The following is a 16,763-nucleotide window of genomic DNA, read 5'->3' on the forward strand; positions in this document are numbered from 1 at the left end:
GTGGCTAAAAAATCAATGGTTGCAAAAAACAAACGTCCTAAAAAATTTGCTGTTCAAGAATACACTCGTTGCGAGCGTTGCGGACGTCCACATTCTGTATATCGCAAATTTAAACTTTGCCGTATTTGCTTCCGTGAACTTGCTTATAAAGGGCAAATTCCTGGAGTGAAGAAAGCTAGTTGGTAATTTACACTATCAATCTAATAGGAGGTTCAGCTAAATGGTTATGACAGATCCAATTGCAGATTTTCTAACTCGTATCCGTAACGCGAACATGGTTCGTCACGCGGTTTTAGAAGCACCTGCATCACGCATGAAAAAAGATATTGCGACAATTCTTAAAAATGAAGGATTTATCAAAGACTTTGAAGTTATCGAAGATGACAAACAAGGCGTTATCCGTGTTTTCTTAAAATATGGACAAAACAACGAGCGCGTTATCACAGGTTTGAAACGTATTTCAAAACCAGGTTTACGTGTTTATGCAAAAACAAACGAAGTGCCTAAAGTATTAAACGGTTTAGGTATTGCAATTCTTTCAACTTCTGAAGGTGTTGTCACTGATAAAGTTGCAAGACAAAAAAATGTAGGCGGCGAAGTATTAGCTTACGTTTGGTAAAAATAAATTAAACTATATGGAGGTGCAGTCATGAGTCGTATTGGTAATAAACCAGTTGAGATTCCAAATGGCGTAACCGTTACTGTTAACGGGAATAACGTAACAGTTAAGGGTCCTAAAGGCGAGTTAACTCGCGAATTTTCTCCAGTTATTACAATTAACGTGGAAGAAACACAAGTTACATTTACTCGTCCTAATGACGAAAAAGAAAGCCGTTCATTACACGGAACAACACGTGCTGTATTAAACAACATGGTTGTTGGTGTTACTGAAGGATTTTCTAAAGAATTAGATTTAGTCGGTGTTGGTTACCGTGCACAATTACAAGGTACTAAATTAGTATTAAACGTTGGGTACTCTCATCCGGTTGAATTCACACCAGAAGATGGTTTAACAGTAGAAGTACCATCAAACACAAAAGTTATTGTACGTGGAATTAACAAAGAAAAAGTTGGTGCATTAGCAGCCAACATCCGTGGTGTACGTCCACCAGAGCCATATAAAGGTAAAGGTATCCGTTACACTGACGAATACGTACGTCGTAAAGAAGGTAAAACAGGTAAATAATCGTATTAAACGATTATTATCCTGTTATTAAAAAAATATAGAGGTGTCAAAGTGATTACAAAACCAGATAAAAACAAAATGCGCCAAGCTCGTCATTCGCGCGTAAGATCAAAAATTTCTGGTACTGCTGAGTGCCCACGCTTGAATGTTTTTCGTTCAAATAAACACATCTACGCTCAATTAATTGATGACGTAGCGGGTGTGACGCTAGCAAGTGCCTCAACTTTAGATAAAGAAGTGTCAAAAGCTACTAAATCTGAACAAGCTGCAATCGTAGGTAAATTAGTTGCAGAACGTGCAGCAGCAAAAAATTACAAGAAAGTAGTCTTCGACCGTGGTGGTTATCTATACCATGGCCGTGTGAAAGCTTTAGCTGAAGCTGCACGCGAAAATGGACTAGAATTTTAGAAGGAGGATACCCATTCATGGCTTTTATCGATCATACAAAATTAGAATTAGAAGATCGCGTTGTTGCTATTAACCGCGTCACAAAAGTTGTTAAAGGTGGACGTCGTTTACGTTTTGCTGCTTTAGTGGTTGTGGGTGACAAAAATGGTCACGTTGGTTTCGGTACTGGTAAAGCTCAAGAGGTTCCAGAAGCTATCCGTAAAGCAATCGAAGACGCTAAGAAAAACTTAATTTCAGTACCAACTGTAGGATCAACAATTCCTCACGAAGTAATTGGACGTTTCTGTGGTGGTAACGTATTGTTAAAACCAGCTACTGCCGGTTCTGGAGTTGCTGCAGGTGGACCAGTACGTGCAGTTGTTGAGTTGGCAGGTATTGCCGATGTAACAAGTAAATCATTAGGATCTAACACACCAGTAAACATGGTTCGTGCAACGATTGAAGGATTAAAACAATTAAAACGTGCTGAAGAGGTTGCGCAATTACGTGGCAAATCAGTAGAAGAATTATAATAGGAGGACTTAAAGATGGCAGAATTAAAAATTACTTTAAAACGTAGCTTAATCGGACGTCCTCAAAATCAAATCGATACATGCAAAGCTTTAGGTTTAACAAAACCTCACAAAACAGTTGTGAAGCCTGTAAACGATGCGATTAAAGGTATGGTTCGTACAGTTTCTCACTTAGTAGAAGTAGAAGAAATTTAAATTTTATAATATTTTACAATAAGGAGGTGCCTCATCAATGGAACTTCATTCATTAAAACCTGCTGCAGGTTCACGTCACGTACGTAACCGTGTAGGTCGTGGTCAAGGTTCAGGAAATGGTAAAACAGCGGGACGTGGACACAAAGGTCAGAAAGCACGTTCAGGCGGTGGTGTAAGATTAGGTTTTGAAGGTGGTCAAACACCATTATTCAAACGTATTGCAAAACGTGGTTTTACTAACATTAACCGTAAAGAATACGCAATTGTTAATTTATCTGACTTAAACCGTTTTGAAGATGGAACTGAAGTAACACCTGTTGCTTTATTTGAAGCTGGAATCGTTTCAAAAGAGTTATCAGGAATCAAAGTTTTAGCAAATGGTAAATTAGAAAGAAAATTAACTGTTAAAGCACACAAATTTTCGCAAGTAGCTAAAGAAGCTATTGAAGCTGCTGGTGGTTCAGTAGAGGTGATTTAATGTTCTCATTATTAAAATCAGCCTTTAAAGTAAAAGAGATGCGTCAACGTATCTTTTTTACTATTATGATGATTGTTATATTTAGAATTGGGACACAAATTACGGTTCCGGGAGTTAATGCAGCGGCTATGGCGCGTTTGTCAAACTCTGGAAACAGTTTGTTTAGTATTTTAAATACGTTTGGTGGGGGAGCCTTGCAACAATATTCTATTTTTGCACTAGGGGTCTCACCATACATCACGTCATCAATTATTGTTCAGTTGTTACAAATGGACATCATTCCGGTGTTTAGTGAATGGTCAAAACAAGGTGAAGTTGGTCGTCGTAAATTAAATCGTGCAACCGTATATTTCACAATTGTTCTTGGTTTCGTTCAAGCCATCGGTATTTCACTAGGTTTTAACGCATTAACAGGTTTCGGTTTAGTTAGAAATACATCAGCTCAATCTTATTTAATGATTGCGTTGGTTTTAACTGCCGGTACAATGTTAGTGATGTGGATGGGTGAACAAATTACGCAAAAAGGTGTAGGTAACGGAACATCGCTTATTATTTTAAGTGGTATCGTTGCACAACTACCCGGAGAATTATACAGCCTATTTGTTAGATATTTAGGCAACGCTGACGTTTCATTAAAACGTCGTCTTGTTGTGGTAGCAGGTGGTGTCGCATTATTGTTGCTAATGTTTGCTTTTGTCATTCTCATGGAACAAGCACAACGCAAACTTCACGTACAATATTCTAAGCGTGCCAATGGAGCTAGTAAAATGGCTTATTTACCATTGAAAATTAATTCGGCTGGTGTAGTGCCTGTTATTTTTGCGAGCTCATTTATTTTAATTCCATCTACAATTTTAGGCTTCTTTTCAACACAATACGCGGATCGCGGTTGGTTCCAAATGTTGCAAACAGCCTTTAATTATCGTCAACCAGTGGGAGCGGTAATTTATATTACGCTAATCATCTTGTTTACGTTCTTCTATGCATTTATTCAAGTTAACCCTGAAAAAGTGGCAGAAAACTTACAAAAACAAGGTGGATACATTGTGGGTGTAAGACCCGGAAAAGGAACTGAAAACTACTTATCTAAAATGCTAATGCGTTTAAGTGTAGTTGGATCAGTTTACTTAGCACTTATTGCAGCAATTCCGATTATCGCGTCATTAGTGATTCCGTCTTTCCCTTCAAGATTATCTTTAAGTGGAACGAATATTTTAATTGTGATTGGTGTTATTTTAGAAACATCTAAACAAATTCAAGGAAAATTGATGAAACGTAAATATAAAGGATTTATTCAGTAACGCGGCAAATCACATTTTGTCGTTTTACTGCAATATCTCTGGAGGAAGTAGTAATGAATATTTTATTGATGGGCTTGCCAGGGGCAGGTAAAGGAACACAAGCTGAAAAGATTGTTGAAACATACAAGTTTCCTCATATTTCAACAGGAGATATGTTCCGTGCAGCAATGAAAAATGAAACACCGTTAGGTGTACAAGCTAAATCTTATATGGATAAAGGTGAGTTAGTACCAGATGATGTAACTAACGGTATTGTGAAAGAGCGTTTAGCTCAAGACGATACAGCAAAAGGCTTCTTATTGGATGGATTTCCACGTACATTAGCCCAAGCACACGCTTTAGACGAGATTTTAGAACAATTAGGTAGAAAAATTGACGCAGTGATTAACATTGATGTGAATCCAGAAGTGTTGCAAGCGCGCTTAACAGGCCGTATCATTTGCCGTGGGTGTGGTGCAACGTATCATAAATTAAACAATCCACCAAAAGTGGAAGGTGTTTGTGATAAGTGTGGGTCGCATGAATTTTATCAACGCGAAGATGACAAACCAGAAACAGTTGAAAATCGTATTCAAATCAACTTAAAACAAGCACAACCTTTATTAGACTATTATGCTGAAAAACAAGTGTTATTTAATGTCAATGGAGAAGACGATATCGCTGTTGTCTTTGAAGAAGTCAAAAAAATCATTGAAAAGTAATCTAGCGCAACCTTTTCAAAGCCTTGATTTCATGGTATAATTTGAGGGTTAGAGCTATAAAAGAAGCGGATAGTTAAGGAGGTATAAAGGCGTGGCTAAAGACGATGTGATTGAAATTGAAGGAACAGTCGTTGAAACTTTGCCGAATGCAATGTTTAAAGTAGAATTAGAAAACGGCCATATTGTATTGGCACATGTTTCTGGAAAAATCAGAATGCATTACATTCGTATTCTACCAGGGGATAAAGTAACGGTTGAGTTATCACCATATGATTTAACTCGTGGAAGAATTACATATCGCTTTAAATAATTGTACTCCATCCATAAAATAAGATAGTTTCTTGTTTTTGATTAAATGATGTATAAATCGTTTACTTTAGAGGAGGTAAAAAAATGAAAGTTAGAGCTTCAGTAAAACCAATTTGCGAAAAATGTAAAGTCATTAAACGCAATGGTCGTGTTATGGTAATTTGTGAAAATCCAAAACACAAACAACGTCAAGGATAATTATAAGGAGGTGCCGTAAATGGCTCGTATCGCAGGTGTAGACGTACCACGTGATAAACGTGTAGTAATTTCTTTAACATACATTTTTGGTATTGGAAAGAAAACTTCTCAAGATATTTTAGCAGCTGCAGAAGTATCTGAAGATGTACGTGTCAAAGACTTAACAAACGATCAATTAGACCGTATTCGTGCGGAAGTTGACAAATTAAAAGTTGAAGGTGACTTACGTCGTGAAGTTAGCTTAAATATCAAACGTTTGATGGAAATCGGATCATACAGAGGTATCCGTCACCGTCGTGGTTTACCAGTTCGTGGACAAAATACTAAAAATAATGCACGTACTCGTAAAGGCCCAGCAAAAGCAATTGCAGGCAAGAAAAAATAATTCTAAGTAGGGAGGTTAAACTTCATGGCTAAAAAAGTGACTCGTAAACGTCGCGTGAAAAAAAATATTGAATCAGGTATTGCACATATCCGTTCAACATTCAACAATACAATCGTTATGATTACAGATGTTCATGGAAATGCTGTGTCATGGTCATCAGCAGGTGCTTTAGGATTTAAAGGTTCTAAAAAATCTACTCCATTCGCAGCGCAAATGGCTGCTGAATCAGCTGCTAAAGGTTCTATCGAACACGGTATGAGAACAGTTGAAGTATCAGTTAAAGGACCAGGTTCAGGACGTGAATCAGCAATTCGTTCTTTACAAGCTGCTGGATTAGAAATTACATCAATTCGTGATGTAACCCCAATCCCACACAATGGTTGCCGTCCTCCAAAACGTCGTCGTGTATAATTTATACTAGAGATTTGGAAGCGTGTAATTTTAAAGAAGAAAAACGTAAACTTAAAAGTAGTTTGAGACAGTAAAACTGTTTAAATTCGAAAGGGGTATAAAAAATGATCGAAATTGAAAAACCAAAGATTGAGACGATTGAGATCAGCGAAGATGCCAAGTTTGGTAAATTCGTTGTGGAACCACTAGAACGCGGTTATGGAACAACCCTTGGAAATTCACTACGTCGTATTTTGTTATCTTCATTACCGGGTGCAGCAATTACCGATATTCAAATCGAAGGTGTTTTACATGAGTTTTCAACAGTACCAGGTGTTGTTGAAGATGTAGCAACCATCATTTTAAATATCAAAAAACTAGCATTAAAATTAAACGATGTAACAGAGAAAACATTAGAAATTGATGTTGTTGGTCCTGCTGTCGTTACAGCTGATCACATTACAAAATCAAGTGATGTAGAAATTTTAAATCCAGATTTGTATATTTGTACAGTTGCCAAAGGTGCGCATTTAAAAATGTCACTTACAGCGCGTACAGGTCGCGGCTACGTTCGTGCAGAACACAACAAACGTGATGATATGCCAATTGGTGTGTTACCAATTGATTCAATCTACACACCTGTCAGTCGTGTGAACTACCAAGTAGAAAATACAAGAATTGGTCAAAAAAATATTTATGATAAATTAACGTTAGACATTTGGACAGACGGATCAGTTAGTCCAGAAGCTGCAATCAGTTTATCAGCTAAAATTTTAACTGAACATTTAGATGTATTTGTCAACTTAAGTGAACAAACACGTAAAGTTGAAATTATGGTAGAAAAAGAAGATACGCATAAAGAAAAAATGCTTGAAATGACAATTGAAGAGTTAGATTTATCTGTTCGTTCATACAACTGTTTAAAACGTGCAGGCATTAACACTGTTCAAGAGTTAACTGATAAAACAGAAGCAGAAATGATTAAAGTGCGTAATTTAGGGCGTAAGTCTTTAGAAGAAGTACATAACAAATTAGTTGAGTTAAACTTAACATTACGTCAAGAAGATTAAGTATCAATGTAAAGGAGGATCTCATTCATGGCATACCGTAAATTAGGTCGTACAAGTGCTCAAAGAAAAGCAATGCTACGTGATTTAACAACAGATTTATTGATTAATGAGCGTATCGTAACAACTGAAGCAAGAGCTAAAGAAATCCGTTCAACTACTGAAAAAATGATTACTTTAGGTAAGCGTGGTACATTACATGCACGTCGTCAAGCGGCAGCTTTTGTACGTAACGAAGTAGCATCAGTACGTGAAGAAGAAGGCACTGTAGTTGTTGAAACAGCACTACAAAAATTATTCAATGGTTTAGCAACACGCTACGAAGGACGTCAAGGTGGATACACACGTATCTTAAAAACTGAACAACGTCGTGGTGATGGCGCTCAAATGGTTATCATTGAGTTGGTTTAATTTATAAAAAGAGCGTTATGATGGTTGAAATCATTCACAGTCTAGCTCGTTATATTACCGCAGGTCAAAAGACCTGTGGTAATATAAATACTTTTATGCTAATGAGGTTTCATTAGTTTTTTTTTACCCATTTTCGCTGAAAAAGGTTGACAGAATAGCATTTTGTTAGTATTATGGTTAAGGTAAACCAAAGACAGTAGGGGAGCTTATCTTAAAAATCCTACCGAGGGGAACAGAATGATTACATATGATTATCTGTACTTCTTCATGTCTTGGGCGACGTGGAGTTTTTTTATTAAAAAAATTCTGCCCAAAATTTAATGGAGGTGGCACAATGAGCGAAGCAATTATTGCTAAAAAAGCGGAATTAGTTCAAGAAGTCGCTAAAAAAATTGAAGACGCATCTTCAGTTGTTATCGTGGACTACTTAGGCTTAACCGTTGATCAAGTAACACGTTTACGTTCACAATTACGTCAAGCTGGCGTTGAGTTCCGTGTATTAAAAAATGGAATCGTACGTCGTGCGGTAGCAGCTCAAAACTTAGAAGGCTTAGATGAAGCTTTAGTAGGTCCTACAGCTGTTGCTTTTTCAAATGATGATGCAGTTGCACCAGCTAAAATTTTAGCTGATTTTGCAAAAACTGCAGAGGCATTAGAAATTAAAGCAGGTATTGTTGAAGGTAAAGTTGTTGGTAAATCAGAAGTAGAAGCTTTAGCAGCATTACCAAACAAAGACGGTATGTTATCTATGCTTTTATCAGTTTTACAAGCACCAGTTCGCAATACAGCGTTGGTTTTCAAAGCTGTTGCAGAACAAAAAGAAGAAGTGGCATAATCCCTTTTTCAAACACATTAACGCTGAAACATTCAGCATAAATTATAATTAATATAAATTTGGAGGAAATTTAAAATGGCATTAAACATTGAACAAATTATTGCTGACATTAAAGAAGCAACAATTTTAGAATTAAACGACTTAGTAAAAGCAATTGAAGAAGAATTTGGCGTAACTGCTGCTGCTCCTGTAGCTGTAGCTGCTGTTGGTGGCGCTGCTGCTGCAGAAGAAAAAACAGAATTTGACGTAGAATTAACAAGCGCTGGCGACAAAAAAATCGGCGTAATCAAAGTTGTACGTGAAGCTACTGGTTTAGGTTTAAAAGAAGCTAAAGAATTAGTAGATGGCGCACCATCTATCGTTAAAGAAGGCGCTTCTAAAGAAGACGCTGAAGCATTAAAAGCTCAATTAGAAGAAGCTGGTGCTTCTGTAACATTAAAATAATAATGTTTAATTTCAACACCGCACATTGTGTATCACAGTGTGCGGTGTTTTTGTCATTTGTGGACTTAATTTGGACTTATTTCGGTTCTATAATATTTGGTGTTGGTGGCTTCCGCAAGGAACCTATCAACACCTTTTAAATTATATATACAAAAAGGTCAGATATTCCCTTATAATTAAAGCGCTAAAACCAATCAAAGGAGAATTATCATGACCTATGCATCTAGTATACACCAATTACTATCGATTGTGTAATGGTTTATGAAACGTTTATTTAAAAATACAAAAACCGATAACGAACGACAGTTCTTGTTATCGGTTGATGAAGTTGCTTAATTTTTGCTCACCATATCATTTTGTATAGAAACAACCCCCTCGTAAGATTTTCTTGCGAGGGGGGTGGTGTGATTTCAGCGTTTTGAAATACAATTATTTAGTTTCTTTGTTGAAGCGTTTTTTGAATGCTGCAATCATTAATCCTAATCCAAGAGCAGTTGCTCCATACAATGTTGTAGATTGCTCTGTTTCACCTGTTTGCGGTAATAGAGGTGTTTTTGCTTTATCAGACGTTTCTGATGAAGCTGTTCCCGTTTGTTCCGCTGTTTGTTCAGTTGATTGATTATTTGACGGTTCAGGTGTTTTTTCTACTGTTGTGTCGGGTTTAGCTGTTTCTTCGTCTTTACCTGCTTGCTCGTCTTGTTGACCAGTCGTGCTTTCAGGTGTATCTTGGTTGGTTGGCGTTTCACCTGTGTTTCCTTCTGGCTGTTCTGACGGTTGTTCCGCTGGTTGCTCAGTAGGTTGTTCGATTTCTGGTGGTAAAACAGGTTCAGGTTCTCCAACAGTGTATAATTTTTCTGGCGTGAAAATATATCCGAACTGTACAGTGTCTGTTCCGTTTTCGGTTGTTGTCGTTGTTGGTGTAAATAGAACTCGGATGTTTGTATTACCTTGTTGGTTAATCGATTCAATGCGGTCGCCTAATCCCATTTCGGTTAAGTATGTTCTAATACGTTGTGAAAATGCAGCGACTTCGTCATCTGTAAAGCGGTTGTTGTTTTCTCTTACTGATTTTTCTAACGGTTTTGCTTTTAGTGCTTGGTCGACTTTGTGTTGCAATTGTTCAGAAACATCTACTGTTTTGGTTAACGTTTCACCGTCAGCGTTTACCAATTTAAATTCTAATGTTTCGTTGTTGTTGACCACATCGAATTTTGTCTCTCTATACCCTGAATTTCGTGAAATATCCAATGAATAAACGTATTGGCTAGCTCTAGCGGCTACTAACTTGTACTCTTTACCGTCATAAGATGCCACAGCTTTACCATCAGCAGGTCCTAAGAAACTTGCACCTGATAAAAATTCGTTTGTAATTTGAATGTTGGTGTTTTGAATAGCGTTTAAATCAATAACTGCTTGAACACCTAATGTTACATGTGCATGATAAACATCTAATTCAGGATATTTTCCTGTAAGGTCAATATCTTCGTCCACTGCGAATTGTTTTAGTGCAGGAGAATAGGAAACGTTAGCTGCTGTAATTGGACGACCAAATTCGTTAAATCGTTTTACGATTTTAGCGATAATCGCATTTTGCTCGTCGGCTGTTAATGCGTTTGGATCGGCTACTCTTGTTTTTTCGATTGGTGTTCTAGCCAATTTTGATAAAACAGATGCTGGTTCGGGTAAGTTATACGTTTTTGTAACGTTGTCTTTTGTAAATAAAACTTTTAATGGATTGTAGCCTACATTTCCAGGGAAACGTTTATCTAAAGTATATGTTGATGTTCCGTCTCCGTTTGCTTTTTCTGTTAACGTGTATAATGGCTCAGAATCATCAGCTTGGTCATATTCAACCTCAACTTTGCTATTTGATTCTCCGATAACCGTTACTTTTAGTTGCTGTGGAGTAATTTCTGAGTTAATCACTCTTTTAAAGTCTGCTGCGTATGCAACTGGTGCCAACGTTTCGCTGACTTGTGTGATAAGTGGTGTATTTAACAATGCGAAACCAACTGCTACAGAACCTAATCCGTAAGCTGTTTTTCTAACAAGGTACTTCACACTTTCTTTTTTGAACATAAAATAGCTCCTCTCTAATATATATATAAGGGATACATATAGTATACCTTATTATAAGTATATCAGTAGATTTTATAAAATGCAATGCTTTTTGCAAAAATAATGGGGTTTTACTGTTGCTTTACTATTTCTGAAACAGGGTATGTTCAATCAATAGTAAAATCAATTTATCCAATAACAATACATTTGAAATAATCAGGCGGTGTGGTTTATTCATATGACGGATACAACGATGCCCTGTATCACAAGGTAGGTGATCATACGGAGTGAAAAAACGGATAAAAACACTTTATATTTTTGTGATACAGTAAAAAAACAGCCTAAAAAAATCCGTAAGTTTTTTGATTAATTCGTTTCATTGTGTCAAAAAAATAGTATAATGGGAACATAAAGGTCAAGGAGGTTACTGTTTTGAGTAACAATAAACAAGAAATTTTAGAGCGTATCAAAAAGCAAGAGCCTGTTTTTTGGTATAACGATGAACGTCCAACGTTTGAAGAGGCGATGAAAACGAATCGTTTTTCGCGTGAACAAGTTGAAGATGTTGAGCAACGTATGGAACGTTTTAAAGCCTTTTTCAAAGTGGCATATCCCGAAACAGCGTCAGCAGGGGGCGTGATTGAATCAGGTTTGACGAAATTAGATCATTTAAAAGGTGCACTTGAAAAAGCGTACAACTTAACGATTGATGGTAATTTGTATTTAAAACGTGATGACACGTTACCAATTTCTGGAACAGTTAAAGCACGTGGAGCTATCTATGAAGTGTTGAAACACGCTGAAAAATTAGCGTTAGAAAATGGACTATTAACCGGAATTGATGACGATTATGCTAAATTTAACAGTGATGAATTTAAAAAATTCTTTTCGCAATATACCGTTATGGTTGGAACAACAGGAAATTTAGGTATTAGCGTTGGAATTATGGCTGAAAAATTCGGGTTTGACGTAACTGTTCACATGTCATACGATGCAAAAGAATGGAAAAAAGAATTGTTGCGTTCGAAAGGTGTTCGTGTTGTTGAACATCAAACGAACTTTACAGAAGCGGTGACACGTGGACGTATTGATTCAGAGAGCAACCCATATTCTTACTTTGTTGACGACGAGCGTTCAGAAGACTTGTTTTTAGGGTATACCATTGCGGGATCACGTTTGTATCAACAATTAAAAGACATGAATATTACGGTTGATGAAGAGCATCCATTATTCATGTATATGCCTTGTGGTATTGGCGGTAGTCCAGGTGGGGTGGCGTTCGGTTTGAAACAATATTTTGGCGATCACATTCACTGCTTCCATGCACAACCAACAACGATGCCATCGATGTTATGTGGTGTTTTATCCGGTCAATATGATGGGGTATCTGTTGTAGATTTCGGCCTAGAAGGTAAAACCATTATGGACGGTTTAGCGGTTCCAAGAACGTCAGGGTTTGTTGCGCAAGCAATGGAAACACTATTTTCTGGTGGGTACACAATGACAGAAGCAGAAGTGATGCATTGGTTGAGTGCGCTCGTTGATTTAGAAGATATTCCATTGGAACCGGCAGCCATTGCTGGTATTCCGGGTGTGAATGCGCTATTAAATAGCGAAAACGGCCGAGCATATTTAGAAAAATACAATTTAGTTGATAAATTGAAAAATGCGACACACATTGCTTGGGCAACGGGTGGTAGCATGATGCCGGACAATTATAAACAAGAATATTACAAAGAAGGAAAACGCAGTCCGTTTAATGCGTAATTTGGAAAACTACCTATCGAAAGATGGGTAGTTTTTTCTCGTGTATATAAAAATGCATATAGGGAATTTGTGGTAAAATGAAAAATTTAAGACGCTTTGTTGATGAGTTAATGATTAGTAAATGTATAAGTAAAGCGTGATGATTTAAAATGTAACGTATACAAGTCATCCCACGTCCATTAAATTGTAAAGCGCGTGCTTTTTGTCGTTTCGTTTTGAGCATTCTATGGTATACTTAACTTACTATTTGGAGGAAGTGTGATGATTAAGTTAATTGCTTTAGATTTAGATGGGACATTGTTGACAGATGATAAGCAAGTGTCGCCTGAAAATAAAAAAGCTTTGCAAGATGCTATTCAGCAAGGGGTGTACGTGGTGCTGTGCACAGGGCGTCCAATTATGGGTATTCAATCTATTATTGATGCGTTGGAATTGCCCGAACATAACGATTACGTCATCACGTTTAACGGTGGCTTAGTCCAACGTGCAACAACGCGTGAAATTTTAGCGATGCATCCGCACACGCTTGACGATGTGCGATACATTTACGAAACGTTGTCCGCACACGATTTGCCAATGAATGCCATTGATTTAGAAAAAGTGTATGAACCGACTTATCCGCAAAATAATCCATCACTTTATCCGGTAATTATTAAAAACTTGACGTTTGAACGGCGTGAATTTGATTCGTTTGATGATACGCATACGTTTGTTAAGGCGGTGTGTTGTTGTCCGGAGGATCGATTAGATTGCCAAGTATCACAATTGCCAAAAGCATTTTTTGAGCGAATGAATGTCTTTAAATCACGGACTAATTTATTAGAGATTATGCCAAAAGGGATTGATAAAGCATTTGGGATTGCACAGTTGTGTCAATTGCTTAACATTACCATGGCAGAGTGTATGGCGCTAGGAGATGAAGCAAACGATATGGCGATGTTGCAAGCTGTTGGATATGGCGTGGCAATGGGCAATGCAACACAACACGTCAAAGCTGTTGCCAAATATGTGACGGGAACCAATATGGAGCATGGGGTAGCCCAAGCGATAGAAAAATTTGTGTTGAACAAATAGAAGGAGTAAATTATGTCATTTTGGGATCGAATTAAGCGTGCGTTTACCGGAGAAGATGAGACGGTACAAGCCACGCAAGAAGCGGTACAATCGCAAAGTCGTATTACGTTTGATGAATACGACAAAGGGATGGAAAAGACGCGTACGTCATTTTCGCAACGATTGAATGCGTTGTTTTCATCATTTAGTGGTGTCGATGATGAATTTTTTGATGATTTAGAAGAAGTATTGATTACAAGCGACGTCGGGTTTGATATGACCATTGCTTTGGCGGATGCGTTACGTGATGATGAAGCGGTATGGAAAGCAACATCGCAAGAGGAAGTAAAACGCGCGATTGTGAATCATTTAGTAGCCATTTATGAAAAAGGGAATAAATCCAATCATGTGTTGACGAAAAATCCGGATGGATTGACGGTGGTGTTATTCGTTGGTGTGAATGGTGTTGGAAAAACAACGTCTATTGGAAAGTTGGCGCATCAATTGAAACAATCTGGTCAAAAAGTGTTGCTAGCCGCAGGAGATACGTTCCGTGCCGGAGCCATTGAACAGATTGGTGTGTGGGGCGAACGTATCGGTGTTGAAGTCGTTGAAGGTGAATTTGGTGGTGATCCAGCGTCTGTTGTGTTTGATGCGATTAAAAAGGCTAAAGAGCAGTCGGTTGATTACTTGTTAGTCGATACGGCAGGTCGTTTACAAAACAAAGTCAACTTGATGGCGGAATTGGAAAAAATTAAGCGTATTATTAACCGCGAAGTGCCGGGTGGTGCGCAAGAAGTGTTGTTGGTTTTAGATGCCACAACGGGTCAAAATGCCTTAATTCAAGCAAAACAATTTAATGAAACGACGGATATTACAGGTTTGATTTTGACGAAATTGGACGGGACTGCAAAAGGTGGTGTCGTTTTAGCGATTCGTCACGATTTGGATATTCCTGTGAAATTTGTCGGATTAGGTGAAGGTGTGAATGACTTGAAAGTGTTCGCAGCGGACGAGTATATGTACGGATTGATTAAAGATTTGATTAAAGATGAACAATAAACCATTGAAAGCCTGCGGGATTATCGCTGAATACAATCCTTTTCATAACGGGCATGCGCATCATGTTGCACAAACGAAGCGTTTGATGACGAGTGATGTGTTAGTGAGTGTGATGAGTGGTAATTGGGTACAACGTGGAGAAGTTGCTCTGCTAGATAAGTGGACACGTACACAAGCAGCATTAGAAAGTGGCGTTGATCTTGTTGTTGAACTGCCAAATGAATTTGCCGTACAAGCGGCAGATTATTTTGGGTTAGGGGCAATGAAAGTTGCCAAGCAACTTGAACTGAGTGAACTATCGTTTGGTGTAGAAAATCGTGAAATTATGGCTGATTTAGTTTCGCATAAAGATACCATTCCGCTTGAAAAAACCTTGTCCATGATAGAAAAAGATTTTTCTAAGTCACATGCACAACGTTTTAGTCGTGATACCTTAATGTTGCCTAATCAGTTGTTAGCATACACCTATATCAAAGGCATGCGCACATTGAACTATGACATGACGTTATTACCAATTGAACGTGTGGTGTCCAATCATTCGGATAAAACGTTATCGAATGGAGATATTGCTAGTGCGACTGCGATTCGCTTGGCACGCACTCATCATCAAGATGTTTCAACGTATGTGCCCAAATTGATTGATGACGCGTTGCAAAAAAGGTGTTATAACGATACGTTATTTTGGCAATTGCTAAAGTATCAAATTATACAAAGTTCATTGGAGGAATTGCGTCACATTTATCAAATGAGCGAAGGTATTGAGCATGTGCTTAAAAGAGAAGTTGCTGTTGCACGAGATTATGCCGACTTTTTAAATCGAGTACAAAATAAACGGTTTACAAAGAAACGGTTGCAACGGTTATGTGTGTATATTGTGTTGCGCTGGACAACTGAAATCATCCAAAACAGGTTTGAAAAAAATAGTGTACCGTTACGTGTGCTTGGCTTTTCGCCAAAAGGCAAGGCTTATTTGAAACAGCTAGATAACACAAGCTACACAACACAATTTAAAAAAGGGGATATGGATACCTTTTCGACAATGATACATGCCGATAAAGTGTATGAACAACTCATGTTTGTGAGTGAACAAAATTTTAAAAGAGTGGTAAGAGTCGATGACAATTATGAATCGTTATAAATTATTAATATCAATTGGTGCTGTTGTTGCGGCATCTTTCTTACAGACATTTGTTTTACAAGCGGTATTAAATCCAGCTCACTTGCTTCCGGGAGGATTTTTAGGGCTTGGTGTACTTGTAGAAAATGTGACGGGTGGTGCCGTACCGTTTTCGGTTGTGTCATGGGGATTGAACTTTATTGTTGCGGGATTTTGTTATAAAGGTATCAGTAAACGATTTACACTGTTGACGTTATTCCAAGTTACATTGAGTACGTTCTTTTTATCCGTATTCAATTTTGAACCGATTATTGATGATGTCATGTTAGCCGTACTAGTTGGTGGCGTATTAACGGGAATGTATATCGTTATTGCGTTGCAAGGCAATGCATCAACTGGTGGGACGGACTTTATCGCGCTGTACGTATCCAATAAAAAAGGGCGCGCCATTTGGCAATATGTCTTTATTTTTAATACGTGTTTATTAATTTTGTTCGGTTTTCAAAAAGGGTTTGAGTTAGCAGGGTATTCTATTGTATTCCAATTTGTGACGACAAAAACCATTGAAAATTTCCATAACCGATACGACCAATTAACGTTACAAATCACAACAAATTATCCTGAAAAAGTGATGAACTATTATTTTGATAAACATCACCATGGAATGACGTGTTTAGAGGCAGTTGGTGGTTATACGCATCGTCGTACATACATTTTACAAACAATTGTATCGGCGTATGAGGTCAAAGAGATTACCCAAGGAATTATTGAAACGGATCCAGCGGCGATTATTAATGTGATGCGAACAAAACAATTTATTGGTAATTTTTATCGACAAGCACAAGACTAGATGCCTAGGCGTTTAGTCTTGTCTATTATACAAAAG

At 37.7% G+C, this 16,763-nt stretch carries 23 protein-coding genes and 1 other annotated feature; of the genes, 22 read left to right on the plus strand and 1 reads right to left on the minus strand.

The genetic code is table 11. The features are described 5' to 3' along the window. The 17 genes from J7S27_00250 (at nucleotide 1) to rplL (ending at nucleotide 8,820) form a co-directional block, all read left to right on the plus strand. On the plus strand, nucleotides 1–186 hold the full coding sequence (locus J7S27_00250) for a type Z 30S ribosomal protein S14 (GenBank protein QTU82991.1): 186 nt from the start codon (nucleotides 1–3) through the stop codon (nucleotides 184–186). Between the two features lie 34 nt (nucleotides 187–220). Next, on the plus strand, nucleotides 221–619 hold the full coding sequence (gene rpsH, locus J7S27_00255; GenBank protein QTU82992.1) for a 30S ribosomal protein S8: 399 nt from the start codon (nucleotides 221–223) through the stop codon (nucleotides 617–619). Between the two features lie 30 nt (nucleotides 620–649). Then, a complete protein-coding gene (rplF, locus tag J7S27_00260; protein ID QTU82993.1) occupies nucleotides 650–1,186 on the plus strand; it encodes a 50S ribosomal protein L6 in 537 nt (178 codons plus the stop codon). A 51-nt stretch (nucleotides 1,187–1,237) separates the two neighbouring features. Then, the gene (rplR, locus tag J7S27_00265; protein QTU82994.1) at nucleotides 1,238–1,594 is read left to right on the plus strand and encodes a 50S ribosomal protein L18; all 357 of its coding nucleotides are present in this window, start codon (nucleotides 1,238–1,240) and stop codon (nucleotides 1,592–1,594) included. 17 nt (nucleotides 1,595–1,611) lie between these two features. Next, nucleotides 1,612–2,106, plus strand: coding sequence for a 30S ribosomal protein S5 (gene rpsE, locus J7S27_00270; protein ID QTU82995.1), 495 nt, complete (start codon nucleotides 1,612–1,614; stop codon nucleotides 2,104–2,106). A 15-nt stretch (nucleotides 2,107–2,121) separates the two neighbouring features. Beyond that, the gene (gene rpmD, locus J7S27_00275; GenBank protein QTU82996.1) at nucleotides 2,122–2,301 is read left to right on the plus strand and encodes a 50S ribosomal protein L30; all 180 of its coding nucleotides are present in this window, start codon (nucleotides 2,122–2,124) and stop codon (nucleotides 2,299–2,301) included. A 37-nt stretch (nucleotides 2,302–2,338) separates the two neighbouring features. Continuing rightward, nucleotides 2,339–2,779: a 50S ribosomal protein L15 gene (gene rplO, locus J7S27_00280; GenBank protein QTU82997.1), complete on the plus strand. Its 441-nt coding sequence runs from the start codon at nucleotides 2,339–2,341 to the stop codon at nucleotides 2,777–2,779. Continuing rightward, nucleotides 2,779–4,080, plus strand: coding sequence for a preprotein translocase subunit SecY (gene secY / locus J7S27_00285; protein QTU82998.1), 1,302 nt, complete (start codon nucleotides 2,779–2,781; stop codon nucleotides 4,078–4,080). Before rplO ends, secY begins: the two co-directional genes overlap by 1 nt. 53 nt (nucleotides 4,081–4,133) lie before the next feature. Next, entirely contained in the window at nucleotides 4,134–4,781 is a 648-nt protein-coding gene (locus tag J7S27_00290; GenBank protein ID QTU82999.1) for an adenylate kinase, read from the plus strand. A gap of 91 nt (nucleotides 4,782–4,872) precedes the next feature. Further along, the gene (gene infA, locus J7S27_00295) at nucleotides 4,873–5,091 is read left to right on the plus strand and encodes a translation initiation factor IF-1 (protein QTU83000.1); all 219 of its coding nucleotides are present in this window, start codon (nucleotides 4,873–4,875) and stop codon (nucleotides 5,089–5,091) included. Nucleotides 5,092–5,174: 83 nt separating this feature from the next. Next, nucleotides 5,175–5,288: a 50S ribosomal protein L36 gene (rpmJ, locus tag J7S27_00300; protein QTU83001.1), complete on the plus strand. Its 114-nt coding sequence runs from the start codon at nucleotides 5,175–5,177 to the stop codon at nucleotides 5,286–5,288. A gap of 19 nt (nucleotides 5,289–5,307) precedes the next feature. Then, nucleotides 5,308–5,673: a 30S ribosomal protein S13 gene (gene rpsM / locus J7S27_00305; GenBank protein ID QTU83002.1), complete on the plus strand. Its 366-nt coding sequence runs from the start codon at nucleotides 5,308–5,310 to the stop codon at nucleotides 5,671–5,673. Between the two features lie 24 nt (nucleotides 5,674–5,697). After that, a complete protein-coding gene (rpsK, locus tag J7S27_00310; GenBank protein QTU83003.1) occupies nucleotides 5,698–6,084 on the plus strand; it encodes a 30S ribosomal protein S11 in 387 nt (128 codons plus the stop codon). A gap of 104 nt (nucleotides 6,085–6,188) precedes the next feature. Then, nucleotides 6,189–7,133 (plus strand): DNA-directed RNA polymerase subunit alpha, encoded by a 945-nt coding sequence (locus J7S27_00315; GenBank protein ID QTU83004.1) that lies wholly within the window; start codon nucleotides 6,189–6,191, stop codon nucleotides 7,131–7,133. Nucleotides 7,134–7,160: 27 nt separating this feature from the next. Then, nucleotides 7,161–7,541, plus strand: a complete 381-nt coding sequence (gene rplQ / locus J7S27_00320; GenBank protein QTU83005.1) for a 50S ribosomal protein L17 — start codon at nucleotides 7,161–7,163, stop codon at nucleotides 7,539–7,541. A 169-nt stretch (nucleotides 7,542–7,710) separates the two neighbouring features. Beyond that, nucleotides 7,711–7,844, plus strand: a sequence feature (ribosomal protein L10 leader region). Nucleotides 7,845–7,875: 31 nt separating this feature from the next. Further along, the gene (locus J7S27_00325; protein QTU83006.1) at nucleotides 7,876–8,376 is read left to right on the plus strand and encodes a 50S ribosomal protein L10; all 501 of its coding nucleotides are present in this window, start codon (nucleotides 7,876–7,878) and stop codon (nucleotides 8,374–8,376) included. Nucleotides 8,377–8,451: 75 nt separating this feature from the next. Beyond that, nucleotides 8,452–8,820 carry a 50S ribosomal protein L7/L12 gene (gene rplL / locus J7S27_00330; GenBank protein ID QTU83007.1) on the plus strand — a complete coding sequence of 123 codons (369 nt, stop codon included), beginning with the start codon at nucleotides 8,452–8,454 and terminating at the stop codon, nucleotides 8,818–8,820. A 429-nt stretch (nucleotides 8,821–9,249) separates the two neighbouring features. Here rplL and J7S27_00335 read toward each other — a convergent pair whose 3' ends face one another. After that, entirely contained in the window at nucleotides 9,250–10,899 is a 1,650-nt protein-coding gene (locus J7S27_00335) for an LPXTG cell wall anchor domain-containing protein (GenBank protein ID QTU83008.1), read from the minus strand. Between the two features lie 411 nt (nucleotides 10,900–11,310). Between J7S27_00335 and J7S27_00340 the strand changes: the two genes are divergently transcribed. The 5 genes from J7S27_00340 (at nucleotide 11,311) to J7S27_00360 (ending at nucleotide 16,727) form a co-directional block, all read left to right on the plus strand. Continuing rightward, a complete protein-coding gene (locus tag J7S27_00340) occupies nucleotides 11,311–12,645 on the plus strand; it encodes a D-serine ammonia-lyase (protein QTU83009.1) in 1,335 nt (444 codons plus the stop codon). Nucleotides 12,646–12,906: 261 nt separating this feature from the next. Beyond that, complete coding sequence (locus tag J7S27_00345) at nucleotides 12,907–13,719, plus strand: HAD family phosphatase (GenBank protein ID QTU83010.1); 813 nt, start codon at nucleotides 12,907–12,909, stop codon at nucleotides 13,717–13,719. A gap of 12 nt (nucleotides 13,720–13,731) precedes the next feature. Next, nucleotides 13,732–14,760, plus strand: a complete 1,029-nt coding sequence (gene ftsY / locus J7S27_00350) for a signal recognition particle-docking protein FtsY (GenBank protein ID QTU83011.1) — start codon at nucleotides 13,732–13,734, stop codon at nucleotides 14,758–14,760. After that, nucleotides 14,750–15,898 (plus strand): nucleotidyltransferase family protein, encoded by a 1,149-nt coding sequence (locus J7S27_00355; GenBank protein ID QTU83012.1) that lies wholly within the window; start codon nucleotides 14,750–14,752, stop codon nucleotides 15,896–15,898. The genes ftsY and J7S27_00355 overlap by 11 nt, the downstream gene beginning before the upstream one ends. Beyond that, on the plus strand, nucleotides 15,885–16,727 hold the full coding sequence (locus J7S27_00360) for a YitT family protein (GenBank protein QTU83013.1): 843 nt from the start codon (nucleotides 15,885–15,887) through the stop codon (nucleotides 16,725–16,727). Before J7S27_00355 ends, J7S27_00360 begins: the two co-directional genes overlap by 14 nt. The last annotated feature ends 36 nt before the right edge of the window (nucleotides 16,728–16,763 follow it).

Source organism: Carnobacteriaceae bacterium zg-C25, from assembly GCA_017945845.1.
In the GTDB taxonomy this organism is placed as follows: Bacteria; Bacillota; Bacilli; order Lactobacillales; family Aerococcaceae; genus WM01.

Bases quoted from the DNA above. Each gene is read 5' to 3' on its own strand.
- rpmD (QTU82996.1), top strand. From the start codon at position 2,122: ATGGCAGAATTAAAAATTACTTTAAAACGTAGCTTAATCGGACGTCCT.
- rplQ (QTU83005.1), top strand. From the start codon at position 7,161: ATGGCATACCGTAAATTAGGTCGTACAAGTGCTCAAAGAAAAGCAATG.
- J7S27_00360 (QTU83013.1), top strand. From the start codon at position 15,885: ATGAATCGTTATAAATTATTAATATCAATTGGTGCTGTTGTTGCGGCA.
- rpsE (QTU82995.1), top strand. From the start codon at position 1,612: ATGGCTTTTATCGATCATACAAAATTAGAATTAGAAGATCGCGTTGTT.
- rpsM (QTU83002.1), top strand. From the start codon at position 5,308: ATGGCTCGTATCGCAGGTGTAGACGTACCACGTGATAAACGTGTAGTA.
- rpmJ (QTU83001.1), top strand. From the start codon at position 5,175: ATGAAAGTTAGAGCTTCAGTAAAACCAATTTGCGAAAAATGTAAAGTC.
- J7S27_00325 (QTU83006.1), top strand. From the start codon at position 7,876: ATGAGCGAAGCAATTATTGCTAAAAAAGCGGAATTAGTTCAAGAAGTC.
- J7S27_00345 (QTU83010.1), top strand. From the start codon at position 12,907: ATGATTAAGTTAATTGCTTTAGATTTAGATGGGACATTGTTGACAGAT.
- rpsK (QTU83003.1), top strand. From the start codon at position 5,698: ATGGCTAAAAAAGTGACTCGTAAACGTCGCGTGAAAAAAAATATTGAA.
- J7S27_00315 (QTU83004.1), top strand. From the start codon at position 6,189: ATGATCGAAATTGAAAAACCAAAGATTGAGACGATTGAGATCAGCGAA.
- rplL (QTU83007.1), top strand. From the start codon at position 8,452: ATGGCATTAAACATTGAACAAATTATTGCTGACATTAAAGAAGCAACA.
- J7S27_00335 (QTU83008.1), bottom strand. From the start codon at position 10,899: ATGTTCAAAAAAGAAAGTGTGAAGTACCTTGTTAGAAAAACAGCTTAC.
- rplF (QTU82993.1), top strand. From the start codon at position 650: ATGAGTCGTATTGGTAATAAACCAGTTGAGATTCCAAATGGCGTAACC.
- J7S27_00290 (QTU82999.1), top strand. From the start codon at position 4,134: ATGAATATTTTATTGATGGGCTTGCCAGGGGCAGGTAAAGGAACACAA.
- rpsH (QTU82992.1), top strand. From the start codon at position 221: ATGGTTATGACAGATCCAATTGCAGATTTTCTAACTCGTATCCGTAAC.
- rplO (QTU82997.1), top strand. From the start codon at position 2,339: ATGGAACTTCATTCATTAAAACCTGCTGCAGGTTCACGTCACGTACGT.
- secY (QTU82998.1), top strand. From the start codon at position 2,779: ATGTTCTCATTATTAAAATCAGCCTTTAAAGTAAAAGAGATGCGTCAA.
- ftsY (QTU83011.1), top strand. From the start codon at position 13,732: ATGTCATTTTGGGATCGAATTAAGCGTGCGTTTACCGGAGAAGATGAG.
- J7S27_00355 (QTU83012.1), top strand. From the start codon at position 14,750: ATGAACAATAAACCATTGAAAGCCTGCGGGATTATCGCTGAATACAAT.